The organism is Streptomyces sp. NPDC050806, from assembly GCF_055586425.1.
Genome location: NZ_JBVJIF010000002.1, coordinates 88,572 through 101,938, shown reverse-complemented (window position 1 = coordinate 101,938; position 13,367 = coordinate 88,572). Strand labels below are relative to the sequence as shown.

At 71.6% G+C, this 13,367-nt stretch carries 12 protein-coding genes; 4 read left to right on the top strand and 8 right to left on the bottom strand.

Going from position 1 to position 13,367, the window contains the following annotated elements:
* Positions 1-14: 14 nt before the first annotated feature.
* Together ddaH and ACZ6WH_RS05915 are read right to left on the bottom strand one after the other, a co-directional pair.
* Complete coding sequence (ddaH, locus tag ACZ6WH_RS05920; protein WP_469727186.1) at positions 15-797, bottom strand: dimethylargininase; 783 nt, start codon at positions 795-797, stop codon at positions 15-17.
* Between the two features lie 633 nt (positions 798-1,430).
* The gene (locus tag ACZ6WH_RS05915) at positions 1,431-1,841 is read right to left on the bottom strand and encodes a GntR family transcriptional regulator (protein ID WP_432852335.1); all 411 of its coding nucleotides are present in this window, start codon (positions 1,839-1,841) and stop codon (positions 1,431-1,433) included.
* A 642-nt stretch (positions 1,842-2,483) separates the two neighbouring features.
* Here ACZ6WH_RS05915 and ACZ6WH_RS05910 point away from each other — a divergent pair.
* Positions 2,484-3,428 carry a GNAT family N-acetyltransferase gene (locus tag ACZ6WH_RS05910; protein WP_469726399.1) on the top strand — a complete coding sequence of 315 codons (945 nt, stop codon included), beginning with the start codon at positions 2,484-2,486 and terminating at the stop codon, positions 3,426-3,428.
* Positions 3,429-3,479: 51 nt separating this feature from the next.
* Here ACZ6WH_RS05910 and ACZ6WH_RS05905 read toward each other — a convergent pair whose 3' ends face one another.
* The 4 genes from ACZ6WH_RS05905 to ACZ6WH_RS05890 form a co-directional block, all read right to left on the bottom strand.
* Complete coding sequence (locus ACZ6WH_RS05905) at positions 3,480-4,700, bottom strand: methyltransferase domain-containing protein (RefSeq protein ID WP_469726398.1); 1,221 nt, start codon at positions 4,698-4,700, stop codon at positions 3,480-3,482.
* 131 nt (positions 4,701-4,831) lie between these two features.
* Positions 4,832-6,334: a tripartite tricarboxylate transporter permease gene (locus ACZ6WH_RS05900; protein WP_469726397.1), complete on the bottom strand. Its 1,503-nt coding sequence runs from the start codon at positions 6,332-6,334 to the stop codon at positions 4,832-4,834.
* A gap of 3 nt (positions 6,335-6,337) precedes the next feature.
* Positions 6,338-6,880, bottom strand: coding sequence for a tripartite tricarboxylate transporter TctB family protein (locus ACZ6WH_RS05895; protein ID WP_469726396.1), 543 nt, complete (start codon positions 6,878-6,880; stop codon positions 6,338-6,340).
* Positions 6,877-7,860 carry a Bug family tripartite tricarboxylate transporter substrate binding protein gene (locus tag ACZ6WH_RS05890; RefSeq protein ID WP_361563607.1) on the bottom strand — a complete coding sequence of 328 codons (984 nt, stop codon included), beginning with the start codon at positions 7,858-7,860 and terminating at the stop codon, positions 6,877-6,879. Before ACZ6WH_RS05890 ends, ACZ6WH_RS05895 begins: the two co-directional genes overlap by 4 nt.
* Before the next feature lie 154 nt (positions 7,861-8,014).
* Here ACZ6WH_RS05890 and ACZ6WH_RS05885 point away from each other — a divergent pair, with 154 nt between their 5' ends.
* Positions 8,015-8,689, top strand: coding sequence for a response regulator (locus ACZ6WH_RS05885; RefSeq protein ID WP_469726394.1), 675 nt, complete (start codon positions 8,015-8,017; stop codon positions 8,687-8,689).
* Positions 8,690-9,003: 314 nt separating this feature from the next.
* Positions 9,004-10,044 carry a lytic polysaccharide monooxygenase gene (locus ACZ6WH_RS05880; RefSeq protein ID WP_469726393.1) on the top strand — a complete coding sequence of 347 codons (1,041 nt, stop codon included), beginning with the start codon at positions 9,004-9,006 and terminating at the stop codon, positions 10,042-10,044.
* A 104-nt stretch (positions 10,045-10,148) separates the two neighbouring features.
* Here ACZ6WH_RS05880 and ACZ6WH_RS05875 read toward each other — a convergent pair whose 3' ends face one another.
* Positions 10,149-11,048 (bottom strand): esterase/lipase family protein, encoded by a 900-nt coding sequence (locus ACZ6WH_RS05875; RefSeq protein ID WP_469726391.1) that lies wholly within the window; start codon positions 11,046-11,048, stop codon positions 10,149-10,151.
* Between the two features lie 421 nt (positions 11,049-11,469).
* Here ACZ6WH_RS05875 and ACZ6WH_RS05870 point away from each other — a divergent pair, with 421 nt between their 5' ends.
* The gene (locus ACZ6WH_RS05870; RefSeq protein WP_469727184.1) at positions 11,470-12,084 is read left to right on the top strand and encodes a pyridoxamine 5'-phosphate oxidase family protein; all 615 of its coding nucleotides are present in this window, start codon (positions 11,470-11,472) and stop codon (positions 12,082-12,084) included.
* Here the strand turns inward: ACZ6WH_RS05870 and ACZ6WH_RS05865 are convergent.
* Complete coding sequence (locus ACZ6WH_RS05865) at positions 12,048-13,031, bottom strand: DNA polymerase Y family protein (RefSeq protein WP_469727183.1); 984 nt, start codon at positions 13,029-13,031, stop codon at positions 12,048-12,050. The genes ACZ6WH_RS05870 and ACZ6WH_RS05865 overlap by 37 nt on opposite strands.
* Between the last annotated feature and the right edge of the window lie 336 nt (positions 13,032-13,367).

Here is a 13,367-nt window from a genome sequence, read left to right as displayed (position 1 = left end):
TCACGATATGGCGGTCATGCGGGCAGCTCCCGCAGGCGTACGGACAGACACGTCACGCACCCCTCCAGCTTCTCGAACTCTCCGATGTCGACGGGCACGGGCATGTACCCGAGATCGGCGAACAGCTCGGCGCTCTTGGGCGCACTGGCCGCCATCAGCAGTTTTCCCCCGCCCAGCAGGACGACGTGAGAGCCGGACTCCTCCGGGACGGCCAGGAAGCGGGGGAAGAGCGCCCGCGCCTCGTCGTCGACGAGCGGGGGGTATCCGATGACGGTGCCGTCGGGAAGTGCGGTAACGGCCGACTTCAGGTGCAGGACCCTGCTGACCGGCACGGCGACGACCCGCGCCCCCAATGGCTCGAATGCTGCACGGATTTGGCGCACTCCATCGGCATTGGTGCGGCCGCCCCGGCCCACGTACACCGTGTCGCCGGTTTTCAGTACGTCCCCGCCGTCCAGCGTCCCCGGCTCACGCACCCGGCCCACGAAGCAGCCGAGGGCCGCCACGGTCTCGGCGGCCGCCGCGGTCTCCGGCTTCCGCTCGTCCGCGCCGGGCCGCGAGATCAGCGCGGCGTTGCGGTACACCACCATGGTGTCCTCGACGAAGACGCCGTCCGGGCAGTCGTCGGCGGGCGGCACCTCGACCGTCTCCCAGCCGTGCGCCCGCAACGTCCCGACGTACGTCTCCCACTGCCGCACCGCGAGCCCGGCATCGACCGGCTGCCGGTCGATGTGTGTGACCAGCCCGTCGGCGAGCCCCGGGCTCGGCCGACGCACAAGGGCCTTCTTGCTGGTCATCACGCGGGCCGTCCTGCTGGTCATATCGCCTCCGCCTTCCTGCGGCCCGAGCCGCACGGCACGGCCCGCCGACCGTTACTGAACGACGAGTTAGCAGAGGCACCCTACGCGCCCCACCCCCCACCGAAAACCCACCTCACCCCGCTCACCCCACTACCGCCACACGACCCAACTTCCCCTGTCTCCCGGAGACTCGGGGTGCAGTTCCCCCCCCGCCTTCCAGAGGCTCAGGGTGCAGTTCCCGGTCCGACTTCCAGAGGCCCGGGGTGCAGTTCCCGGCCCGACTTCCAGAGGCCCGGGGTACAGTTCCCGGCCCGTCCTCCAGAGGCCCGGGGTACAGTTCCCGGCCCGTCCTCCAGAAGCCCGGGGTACAGTTCCCGGCCCGTCCTCCAGAAGCCCGGGGTACAGTTCCCGGCCCGTCCTCCAGAAGCCCGGGGTGCAGTTCCCCGGCGCCTCTTCCGGAGATCTCGGGGGTGGCAGCCCGGTGGCAGCCCCTCCCTCTTCCGGAGAGCTTGGGGGGACGGCTCCCGCTCCCCCTTCCGGAGACCTTGGGGGAGGTGCGGCTCCCGCACCCCTTCCGGACTTGGAGAGGTGCGGCTCCCGCTCCCCCTTCCGGAACCCGGGGAGGTGCGGCTACCGCCCGCCTCCCGCCCCCTTCTCAGGGTCGCCGTAGGTGGCGCGCAGGGCGGTCACCGCGGCGGACAACGCGGCCTGATGATCGAGCCCGAGGCGCTGGGCCCGCTGCGCAAACGCCAGGGCGGCCTCGGCGGCCTGCTGGGCCCCCGCGTCCCCGGCAGCCGCGACGAACGTACCGTTGCGGCCGCGCGTCTCGATCACACCGTCACTCTCCAGCGCCCGGTACGCCTTGGCCACGGTGTTCGCCGCCAGCCCCAGCTCCCCCGCCAGCCCGCGCACCGTCGGCAGCCGGAACCCGGCGGGCAACCGCCCACTCCGCGCCTGTTCGGCGATCTGGGTGCGGACCTGCTCGTACGGCGCATCCGCCGCATCCTGATCGACAACGAGCTGCAGCGGGTCCAGGACCACAGTGACACTCCCAATAGGCCGAGGCGACAGAACCTTTGTCCCACCCATTGTGCTCCGCCTCCACCCCAATCCAACGCCACCACACCCAAAGCCCGGCGCCGCGAACCGCCCACCCCGGCTTTCCTCATGGAACCGAGCACCCCGGCTTCCCTCATGGAACCGAGCACCCCGGCTTCCCTCATGGAACCGAGCACCCCGACTTCCCCAGGGACCACGCACCCCGGCTTCCCCAGGGACCGAGCACCCCGGCTTCCCCTTCGGGAGGCACACCCCGACTTCGTACCTCGCCGGGCGCCCACCCCGGCCCGCACTCGTCGAGGCGCGTACCCCGGCCCCTCACTCCACGAGGCGCGTACCCCGGCCTCTCGGCCCACGAGGCGCGTAACCCGGCTCCCCTCATCCAAGGGCACGTGCCCCTGCCTCTCGCCGCCGGGGCGCATACCCCTGTCGCCTCGCCCGCCTGCCCGCCTGCCCGCCTGCCCGCCTGCCCGCCTGCCCGCCTGCCCGCCTGCCGGGGGCCTCCCCCCCCCCCCGCCCCTCCGCCCTCCCCTCCCGCCTCCCATCTCGCGCCTCCCTCCGTCCTCCTCCTTCCGCCCGTTATTCGGAGGCGCGTGGGGCAGGCGCGGCGTAGCGTCCGGCGGCATGTCGCTTTCCGTTCGCGCGTTCCGTCCCTCCGACGCCAAGGCCGTCGCCGACGTACGGCGGGCCGTTGCCTCCTTCCTCGTCTGCACTCCGCAGTCCGTGGCCTGGGAGGCCGCCAACGCCCCGGCTGCCCAGCACTTCCGGATCCTCGTCGCCGAGCTGGACGGACGGCTCGTCGGCGCCGCCAAGACCGGCCTGATGCACGACAGCACCGTCCCCGGCCAAGCGGTCGCGAACCCGATGGTCCACCCCGCACACCGCGGCCACGGTGCCGGCCGCGCCCTGCTCACCGCCGCCGAGGAACGCCTGGCCGCCCTCGGCGCCGCCCGAGTCTTCGCCTACGTTCACGAGGACGACCGCTCAATGGGGTTCGCCGAGCGCAACGGCTATCACCGCAGCCGCACGTCCCGCTATCTCCGCCTCGACCTGGCCCGTACTCCCCTGCCGGCGCTCCCCGATCACCTCCCTTCCGGTGTGGAGCTGCGTACCGCCGCCGACTTCGGCGCCGATCCCTATCCGCTGTATCTGTTGGATGCGGAGGCCTCCTGTGACGAGCCGGGCGACGTACCGGCCGACGCCATGTCGTACGAGAGCTGGCTGAACCACACGTGGGAGCACCCGGACATCGATCTCGGCCTCACCACCGTCGCCACCGTCAACGGTGAACCGGCCGCGTTCAGCGCGGTGGCCGCCGACGGCCTCGGTCGTTGCTTGTCCGCGATGACCGGTGCCAGGCGCGCCTTCCGCGGCCGTGGCCTGGCGAAGCTCGCCAAGCTGCGGGCGCTGCACGAGGCCCGGGCGACCGGCTGTAACGAGGCGTTCACGGGCAACGACGCCACCAACGCGCCGATGCTCGCCATCAACCGGGCCTTCGGCTACGAGCCGTACGCCACCGAGTGGCGCTGTCTCCGGGAGCTCGACGCCGCGCATGGCCGAGCCGGGTGAAACGCCGGGGGATTCGTGACCCGGTCTGCTCCGCTGCCGTCGTCGCCGATGTCATCGTGCGTCTCCTCCTCGCCGCTCGTTAGCTTCGTGCGTGCCGTTCGTGGTGGTGGCGCTTGCGCCGGCGTTGTCCGCGTTTTCGGCTGAGCCGCTGTCGGCGGGGCTCGGTGGCAGGGCCACCGCGCGGTGCGGGCCCGCCGGGTCGTAGGCGATGGTGTCGCCGGGCCGGTGCCAGTGCAGGACGAAGCGCTCCCCCGCGCGGTACGCGTCCAGGCCCGCTCTGCAGTACGCGACCATGTCGTCCGGCAGTGCGGCCAGCGGGAACCAGTCCAGCTCGGAGCACTTGTGCGGCTCGCGGTTCTCCGGCTCGCCGCCCGCGCCGTACGTCGCCTCGAAGAACCAGCCGATCCGGGGTCTCCCCTCAGGGCTGCGGTGTTGCATGACCAGTGCGACGCGCAAGTCGGACGGGGTCAGGAGAAGTCCGAGCTCCTCGGCGGCTTCTCTGGCCATCGCTTCCCGGACGTCCTCGCCGTCCTCGGCGTGTCCACTGGGTGCGTGCAGCAGTCCGTCGGCGTACCCGGTGTTCGCGCGCCGGGCGAGGAGTACCTCGTCCCCGCGGCGCAGGATCAGATGGACATCGATCACCTCCGTATGGCGGGCGGGGGGCGCGGGGTGGACCACGAGGGCGTATCGCTCGTCCCGCACTTCCCTGCCCCACAGTGCGGCGTCCTCCGTGAGCCGCTCCAGGTGCGTACGGCGGGCCAGGGGCGCGGTCAGCCGTTCCAGGTCGGTGGCGGTGAAGCCGATCGGGGCCGCCTCGCCCCACCGGCCCTCGATCAGGACCAGGCGGCCTCCGGGGCGCAGCAACCGCACCCAGTTCCTCAGCACTGCCTCCTGGTCGGGCAGCGCCCACAGCACGTGGCGGACCAGGACCACGTCGAACTGCCGCGCTGTCACCGGTGGTCGGGCGGCGTCGCCGACCATCAGCCGGGCGTCCCGTCCCGCGAGTTTGGCGCGGGCTGCCTCGGCCATGCGCGGTGAGCGGTCGACGCCGGTGATGCGGTGGCCCTGCTCGGCGGCGAGCAGGGCCATGCTGCCCGTGCCGCAGCCGAGGTCGAGGACGTCGGACGGTTCGGCGGGCAGCCAGGCTCGCAGTCGGTGCGCCCACGCGGCCCGTACCGCCGGATCACGCAGTCCGTGATCCGGCTCGTCGTCGAACCGCTCGGCGGCGGAATCCCAGTATCCGGCTTCGGTGACCGGTGTGTCGGTAGCCATGTACGGATAGTGACAGGCCCCACTGACATTCGCTTTTGCCTGTGGATAACCCAATCGTCGGCCGGTACCGGACAGGGCCGGGGCCGCCGCGTCGGCCGGGGACGGCGCCCCGGCCGACGTCTCGCCGGTTCTCAGTCCTCCGCGCGCGCGGTGCGCGCGCGGGAGAACGCCCGCTTGATCCACGGCCATGCCAGCAGCACCAGGATCACTGCGTACACCGTGACGGAGAACGGGGTGTTGACCAGGCCGGTGACGCTGCCGTCGCTGATCTGCAGCGCGCGCCGGAGTTGCTGTTCCGCGGCCGGGCCGAGGATGACGCCGATGACGGCGGGCAGCACCGGCAGGCCGTACCGCCGCATGCCCAGCCCGATGAGCCCGATGATCAGCAGGATGACCAGGTCCAGCGGCTCCCCGCCGACCGCGTACGCGCCGACCGCCGCGAAGAAGAGGATTCCCGCGTAGAGGTACGGGCGCGGGATGCGCAGCAGCTTCGCCCAGACCGGAGCCAGTGGCAGGTTGAGGACGAGCAGCAGCACCATGCCGACGAACAGCGAGGCGATCAGGCCCCAGACCAGGTCCGGTTCGCGTTCGAAGAGGAGGGGGCCGGGCTGGATGCCGTACTGCTGGAAGGCGGCGAGCATGACGGCGGCGACGGCGGTCGTCGGCAGGCCGAGGGTCAGCATCGACACGAGCGTCCCGGCGGCCGAGGCGGAGGACGCGGACTCGGGCCCGGCGACGCCTTCGATGGCGCCGCGGCCGAATTCGTCGCGGTGCTTCGAGAGTCGCTTCTCGGTGACGTACGAGAGGAAGGTGGGGATTTCGGCGCCGCCGGCCGGGATCGCGCCGAAGGGGAACCCGATGAGCGGTCCGCGCAGCCACGGCTTCCAGGTGCGCCGCAGCTCGGCCTTGCCCAGCCAGGGGCGTCCGACGGGGATGGACTCGCCCGACGTGCGCCGGAGGTGGGCCGCCACCCACAGTGCCTCGCCGATGGCGAACAGTCCGACGGCGACGATGACGACGTCGATGCCGTCTGCGAGTTCGAGCGATCCGAATGTCAGCCGCTGCTGTCCGGTCATCTGGTCCAAGCCGACGAGGCCGAGGGTGAGGCCGATGAGCAGGGAGGCGAAGCCGCGGATCCGGGAGCTGCCGAGTACCGAGGTGACGGCGATGAAGGCGAGCACCATGATGGCGAAGTAGTCGGGCGCCCCGATGTCCACGGCGAGCGAGGCGACCGTGGGGGCGAGGACGACCAGCAGGATCGTGCCGATCATGCCGCCGGCGAAGTGCCCGCAGGCGGCGGCCGCGAGGGCCTGCGCGCCGCGTCCGGCGCGGGCCATGGGGTTGCCTTCGATGGCCGCGACCACCGCGGCGCTCTCGCCGGGGGTGTTGAGCAGGATGGAGGTGGTGGAGCCGCCGAACATGCCCCCGTAGTAGATCCCGGCGAACATGATGAACGCGCCCGTCGGGTCGAGCCCGTAGGTGACGGGGAGGAGCAGGGCCACGGCCATGGCGGGGCCGATGCCCGGCAGGACTCCGATGGCGGTGCCGAGCAGTACTCCGATGGCGGCCCACAGGAGGTTGAGCGGGGTGAGCGCCGTACCGAAGCCGTCGATGAGTGAGGACAGGGAGTCCATCGTCTACAGCACCCCCATGAGCGGTCCGCCGGGCAGCGGCACGCCCAGCAGGTTGTTGAACACGACGTAGGTCACCAGGGACAGGACGGCCGCGATGAGCGGGTCGCGGGTGAGGTTGCGGCTGCCCAGTGCGTACGCGGAGCCCCAGAAGAGCAGCGCGCCGGAGATCGGGAAGCCGAGGGGCTTGATGAGGACGGCGTTGGCGAGGAAGACGCCGGCCAGGAGGGCGACGGTGCGCCAGTCGCCGGGTTCGGTGAGGTCTATGTCCTCGCCGCCCTCCGCCTCGCCGCGGCCGCCCCGCAGGACGTCGACGGCGAGGAGGACGGCGACGACCAGGAGGAGCACGCCGACGACGATCGGGACGGTGGTGGGCCCGATGGGGCCGCGCTGGGTGATGTCGGTGTCCATCGTGATCGCGTCGGTGAGCACGAGGACGCCGAGGACCAGGAGGATGAGGCAGACGCCCAGTTCGGAACGGCCGCGCAGTCGTGCGCGCAGACCGCTGTCTCTCGATGGAGCGGCGGGATCGGTACCTGTGGTGCTCACAGCCCCAGCTCCTTCAGTACGGTGTCGACGCGCCGGTCCTGGGCGGCGAGGAAGCTGCCGAACTTGTCGCCGGTCAGGAAGGCGTCGCTCCATCCGTTGCGCTTGAGTGCGTCCTTCCACTCCTTGGAGCGGTGCAGCTCGGTGAAGAGGCCGGTCAGCTTCTCGCGTTCGACGTCGTTGAGCCCTGGAGGCGCCACGATGCCGCGCCAGTTCGTGAACTCGGTGTCGACGCCGGCTTCCTTGAGGGTGGGCGCGTCGAGGCCCTTGACGCGCTTTGGGCCGGTGACGGCCAGGAGGCGCAGCTCGCCGGACTTGATCTGGTCGAGGTACTCGCCGACGCCGGAGACCCCGAAGGCCACCTTGCCGCCCAGCACGGAGGCGAGTAGTTCGCCGCCACCGTCGAAGGGCACGTAGTTGACGGACTTGGGGGTGATGCCGGCGGCCTTGGCCATGAGCATCGGTGCGAGGTGGTCGGGGCCGCCGGCCGAGGAGCCGCCGCCGACCGGCATCTTGCGGGGGTTCTTCTTCCAGTCGGCGAGGAGCTGTTCGAACGTCTTGTACTTGGAGTCCTTGGCGACGACCACGATGTCCGGCTCCTCGGTGAGGCGCGCGATGGGGGTCGTGTCGCCGAGCCCGGAGGGCGAGTGGTTGGTGTGGACGGCGCCGACGACGCCGAGGCCCATGGACATCGCGAGCTTGCCGTTGCCGTGCTCGTTGACCATGCGGCTGAGGCCGACCGTGCCGCCCGCGCCGGGGAGGTTGAAGACCTCGACGTTGTGGTTGAGGCCGGCGTCCTCGATGCTCTTCGCCGCCGTTCGGGCGGTGATGTCGTAACCGCCGCCCGGCGTGTTGGGCACCATGAACTGCAGTCCCGGGATGCTGGTACCGGTGTCGGTGCCGCTGCCCGATGTCAGCAGGGGCGGCCCCAGGAGGACGATCAGAACCGCCCCCAAGAGGGCGAGGGGTGTGCGCGCACGCACAGATGACACCACCCTTCTCTTGCGTGTGGCTTCGTGGCTCTGTGGGGGGGGGGAGATCGTGGTGAGGGCACATGTTGCCCGGGGGTTAACTCCGCGTCTCGCTTCCGGTATTAAGGGTCGTTGTGAACGTTGTGGTCATGGGAGGGATCGTTCGATGACCAAGGTGCTGGTCGTCGACGACGACTTCATGGTGGCCAAGCTGCACAGCCACTACGTGAACGCCACGGAGGGCTTCACGGTGGCCGGGGTGGCGCATACGGGAGCCGAGGCGCTGCGCGCGGCCGAGCGGCTCCGTCCCGACCTCCTCCTGCTGGACGTCTACCTGCCGGACATGGACGGCATCAGTGTGCTGCGGCAGCTGCGGGCCCTGGAGGGTGGCACGCACGCCGACGCGCTGTTCATCACGGCGGCGCGCGACGCGCACGTCATACGGGACGCCCTGCGGGCCGGTGCGCTGCACTACCTCATCAAGCCGTTCGACCGTGCCTCCCTTCAGGAGCAGCTGCGGCACGTGGCTTCGGTGCGCGCACGGCTGGAGCGGCTGGGCGAGGCCAGCCAGGAGGACGTGGACCAGATCTTCGGCACCCGTCCGCGCGCCTCCAGAGGTCTGCCCAAGGGGCTCGCCGCCCATACGGCGGAGCTGATCGAGCGGACGCTGCGGCAGCACGAGGACGGGCTCTCGGCTTCGGAGTGCGCCGCGGCGGGCGCGCTGTCGCGGGTGAGCGCGCGGCGCTACCTGGAGTACTTCACGGGCACCGGGCAGGCGGAGGTCTCACTGCGCTACGGGGGCACGGGTCGCCCCGAACGCCGTTACCGGTGGATCGTCTGACCCGCCGCCTCTCGGATGCGCCGCCGCTCACCCCTGAGGGCCGCAGAAGACGGCGCCGGGACCGTAGCCGGAATCGGCGCCGAAGTCGGCGTCACTGCCTCGGGACTTAATCACCGCTGAGCGGTTCCTTAAGCCACCCCTAAAGATCGCCGTAGTGCCGCTCCGGACGGCGAATTCGCTGGTCGGCGCGGCTAGCGTGCTGCCCGCCGGGCGGAGCCGCCGCACGCCGGTGCCGCTTCCCGGGGGACGGCACAGGCGTACGACGGCGGCTCCGCCACGCGCACCTCCCCGTACGTGATGAAGGAGCCCCCACGATGACCGTTCTCCGCAAGGCCACAGGGATCGCCGTCGCCGGCGTCGCCCCGCTCGCCCTCACCATGTTCGCCGCGCACCCGGCGGCCGCGCACGGCTCGATGACGGACCCGGTGAGCCGGATCTCCGCGTGCTACGCCGAAGGCCCGGAGTCCCCGGACTCCGCCGCCTGCAAGGCAATGGTCGCGGCGGGCGGCGTGCAGGCCCTGTACGACTGGAACGGCGTACGGGACGGTGCGGCGGGCGGCCAGTCCAGGTCACGCATCCCGGACGGCAAGCTGTGCAGCGCGAACAGCGAGGAGTACAAGGGCCTGGACCTGGCGCGTGCCGACTGGCCGGCCAGCAAGATGGCGGCGGGTGCGCACTCCTTCCGGTACAAGGCCACCGCGCCGCACAAGGGAACGTTCGAGCTGTACATCACGAAGGACAGCTACGACCCGAGCAAGCCACTGAAGTGGTCGGACCTGGAGGAGAAGCCGTTCGCGAAGGTCACCGACCCCGAGCTGACCAACGGTGACTACGTCTTCGAGGGCAAGGTCCCGGCTCGCTCCGGCCGCCACCTGATCTACAGCATCTGGCAGCGCTCGGACAGCCCCGAAGCCTTCTACACCTGCTCGGACGTGGTCTTCGGCAAGGACGGTGGCAGCTCGGGCGCCGCGGCGGGGAACGGCGAGGAGACGCGCTCGGAGGCCGCTTCGGCGCCTGCCGCCACCGCCCCGACCGAGCAACAGCTCGCGGCCGGCGCGGACAAGTCGTCCATGACCCACATGCACCACGGGAGCGCGAACGAGGGCACGCACGCGGACGGCGGCGCGCACCCGGACGCGGGCGGCCCCGCGCACTCGGGCGAGGACACCCGGGCGGCCACGGAGGGCGCGCGCCCCGCCGGTGCTTCGGGCAAGGAGGTGACCACGGAGCTCGCGGAGACCGGTGGTGACAGCTCGACCGGGCCGCTGGCCATCGGCGGAGCGGCCGTGCTGGCGCTGGGCGCCTCGGTGCTCTTCGCCGTCGCCCGCCGCAAGGCCGCCCGCAACGGCGGCTGAGGCCGGCCGGCGCCAACAGCCCAACGGTGCGCTGCTCCACGAGGAGCAGCGCACCGTCAGTGGTACCGGATTGGTACCGGTATGGGTCCGAGCAGTGCTGCCGGTCAGCGTGACAAGCAGGTGGTCGGTGTCGCGTGGGCCGGGTCCAGGGCGTTGGCCGCCTCGTGGAAAGCGACCCGGTCGGCCAGGCCGATGATCACGTGCTCGGAGAAGTCGGTCGGGCACAGGTCCTGGACCAGCACGTTCCGTACATTCGGGCCGTTCAGGAACTGGCTCTTGTACGGGGTGACGACCTCGTCGTACTTGGTCGCGATGACCGTGTAGCGCACGCCGGGCACGGTGTCGCCGCCCTCGTTGAGGCGGTTGAGGAAGTCCGAGCCCACGATCTGGTCGTTGAGGCCCGGCGCGAACGATTCGAGGTACTTCTTGGCGCCCGGGACCTGGTCCAGGAGCCGGGTCAGCCCGTTCACGTCGGTGCCGTGATTGTCGGGCGCGATGCCGACCAGGGCGTTCACCTTCGCCGCGCCGCCGAGGAACTTGAGGTAGTAGCGCGGCATCATGCCGCCCTGCGAGTGGCCCACGAGGTCGGTCTTCTCCGCACCCGTCGCGGCCAGCACCCGGTCGACGTACGCGGAGAGCTGCTCGGCCGACTTGTCGACCGGGCCGAGGCCGTGGAAGAGGGGGACGCCGGGCAACTGGCCGTAGTCGAGGGAGAAGACGCAGTAGCCGCGGGCGACGAGGTAGGGCGCCAGGCCGAGCCAGTTGTCCACGGAATTGCCGAGGGTGCCGTGGACGAGGACGACGGGGCGGGGGTGGGCGGCGGACGGCTTGCAGGAGTAGTCGTTCCAGCCTGCGGAGACGGCGTCGGTCGCGGTGGCGTCCGGCCGGCCGGCGGCTGCCGCTGTGGGGGTGGCCGCCGTGGCGGCGCCGAGGGCGAGAGCGAGGGCGGAGACGGCGGTGGCCGCACGTCTCCAGGACGGCGGTCGGTGCGTGGACGTGTTCATGCGATGCTCCTTGCGGGAGGTGAGGGGACTCCGAAGTGCTCGCCGAGTCATCACCTGCGATCCGGATCGCATGGCTCAACGCTGTGATTGACCGTCAAGTTACGGCCGGGTAGATCCGAGGGTCCAGTCGTGTGACGGTGAAAGAAGTGCCACACGATTCTCACCGGACGTACGGGTTATCCACAGGCTCCGACCGCTGTCGGCGACCCGGCGTAAAGTCATTTCCGTGCCGCCCGCGAGCCGCGCGGGCCCGCTGTGACAGGGGGATACAGCAGTGGACACAACGTCGGTCGAACCGGAGTCAATCGGCATCGCGCCCGCACCCGCGGCCGCGGTCGCAACGCCCACGTGCGCGCCCTCCGCGGGCACAACACCGGCCGGGACAGCGGAACGGGCAGGCGAAAGCCGACCGCTGAAGGGCCTGGTAGAGGTCACTTCCGTAGCGGAACTGCGCGACCTTGTCGGCAAGCCGAACGACCGCGTGGCCAACAAAACCCGCCGCGCGCTGCACGAGCTGGACCGGCAGTGGCTGGCCAACTCCCCGTTCTGCCTGGTCGCCACGGCCGACGCGGAGGGACGGTGCGACGTCTCCCCCAAGGGCGACCCCGCGGGCTTCACCCTCGTACTGGACGACACCACGATCGTCATCCCCGACCGCCCCGGCAACAAGCGCGTCGACGGCTTCCTCAACGTCCTGGCCAACCCGCACGTGGGGCTGGCGTACGTCGTCCCCGGCCGCAACGACACTCTCCGCATCAACGGACGCGCCCGACTGCTGCGCGACGCCCCCTTCTTCGACGACCTGGTCGTCAACGGCCACCGCCCGGCGCTCGCACTGCTCGTGGAGATCGAAGAGGTCTTCCACCACTGCCCGAAGGCGTTCCTCCGCTCCGCCCTGTGGCGTGCGGAGACCTGGCATCCCGAAGCACTCCCCTCCCGGGCCCGAATATGCAAGGCCCTGGAGGCCCCGGACCTTTCGCTCGAAGCCCTGGAGGCCCACTACGGCCCGCGGTACGCCGAGCGGCTGTACGGCTGACCGTAGAGCCGGCGACTCCCGGCACGCGCGGGGGCGGCCGACGCGGCGGCGGGACGAGCGGCCTGCGGACCGAACCGGGTACGGGCGCGGTCGACAGCGGCTTCGATGCGGCGGGCCTTGTCGTCCGCCGGGTCGAACGACAGCTGACGAGCGGCGCGTTCGGCGCGGCAGAGGTCCTCGGCCCGCAGCGCCACCGCCCGGACGCGCGCGCGTTGCAGACCGAGCGCGGCATGCAACGCGTAGGCGACCTCGGTCAGCGCGGGCCCGTGCGCGGTCGGCTCGGCCAGCCGGCGGGTGCGGGTCGTGGTGGAACGGTCGGCATAGCGGACGGTGAGCGTGAGCGCGCCCGCCACCTGGCCGCCGCTGCGCATCCGGGAGCCGAGTTCGTCCGCGAGCGAGAGCAGCGCCCTGCGGCGCCGCGCCTCGTCCAGCTCGTCGTGGGCGAAGCGGTGTTCGGCGGCCATCGAGCGGGCCGGGGCGTTCGGGGTCACCGGCGTCGGATCGACCCCGCGAGCCCGCTCGTACACCCGACGGCCGGCCTTCGAGCCGAGGATGCGCTGCAGGGTGGCGGGCGGTGCCGCGGCGATCCGCCCGACGCTGTCGAGTCCGTACGAGCACAGGGCACGGGCTGCCGCGGGGCCGATGCCGTACAGAGCGGAGGCGGGCCTGCGGTCCAGGAAGGCCGCGACGCCCTCGGGGTCACCGGGGACGACGTGGATCTCCCCTGGTGCCGCGTCCTGGGCAGCCATCCGAGCGAGCAGGGGGTTACCGGCGATACCGATGGCGCACTCGACGTCGTACCAGGCCAGGGCGCGCAACCGGAGCAGCTCGGCGATGCCGGCAGCGTCCCGGCCGAAGTACCGCTGCGCACCGCGTACGTCGGCGAGCGCGGCGTCGGGCGGCAGTGCCTCGACCACGGGGGTGAACTCCCCCAGCAGCGAGAGCAGCCGCTCGTACGTCTCCTCTCCGAGGGGAGGGACGGCCGACTTTCCCCCACGGGGAGAGGCAGCGGCCGCTCCGGAAGCGGCGCCCGGAGCGGGGGCAGGGGCAGGGGCGGCCGGAGACGCCGGTTCGCCCGGAGCGGCAGCGCCGCCCGAACCAGCGGGAGCGGCAGGACCGGCAGCACCGGCAGGAGCGGCAGCACCGGCAGGAACGGCAGGAACGGCAGGGAGGAAACGTACGTACAGCGCGGCGGCTCCGGGCCGGGTGGGACGGCCCGCGTGGGACGGAGCGCCGGCGACATCCGCCGGAGCGTTCGTGGAAGAACCAACGGAAGGAGGTGA

Coding starts and splice junctions, on each gene's coding strand:
- ddaH (WP_469727186.1), bottom strand. CDS start 797: ATGACCAGCAAGAAGGCCCTTGTGCGTCGGCCGAGCCCGGGGCTCGCC.
- ACZ6WH_RS05910 (WP_469726399.1), top strand. CDS start 2,484: ATGTCGCTTTCCGTTCGCGCGTTCCGTCCCTCCGACGCCAAGGCCGTC.
- ACZ6WH_RS05905 (WP_469726398.1), bottom strand. CDS start 4,700: ATGGCTACCGACACACCGGTCACCGAAGCCGGATACTGGGATTCCGCC.
- ACZ6WH_RS05900 (WP_469726397.1), bottom strand. CDS start 6,334: ATGGACTCCCTGTCCTCACTCATCGACGGCTTCGGTACGGCGCTCACC.
- ACZ6WH_RS05885 (WP_469726394.1), top strand. CDS start 8,015: ATGACCAAGGTGCTGGTCGTCGACGACGACTTCATGGTGGCCAAGCTG.
- ACZ6WH_RS05880 (WP_469726393.1), top strand. CDS start 9,004: ATGACCGTTCTCCGCAAGGCCACAGGGATCGCCGTCGCCGGCGTCGCC.
- ACZ6WH_RS05875 (WP_469726391.1), bottom strand. CDS start 11,048: ATGAACACGTCCACGCACCGACCGCCGTCCTGGAGACGTGCGGCCACC.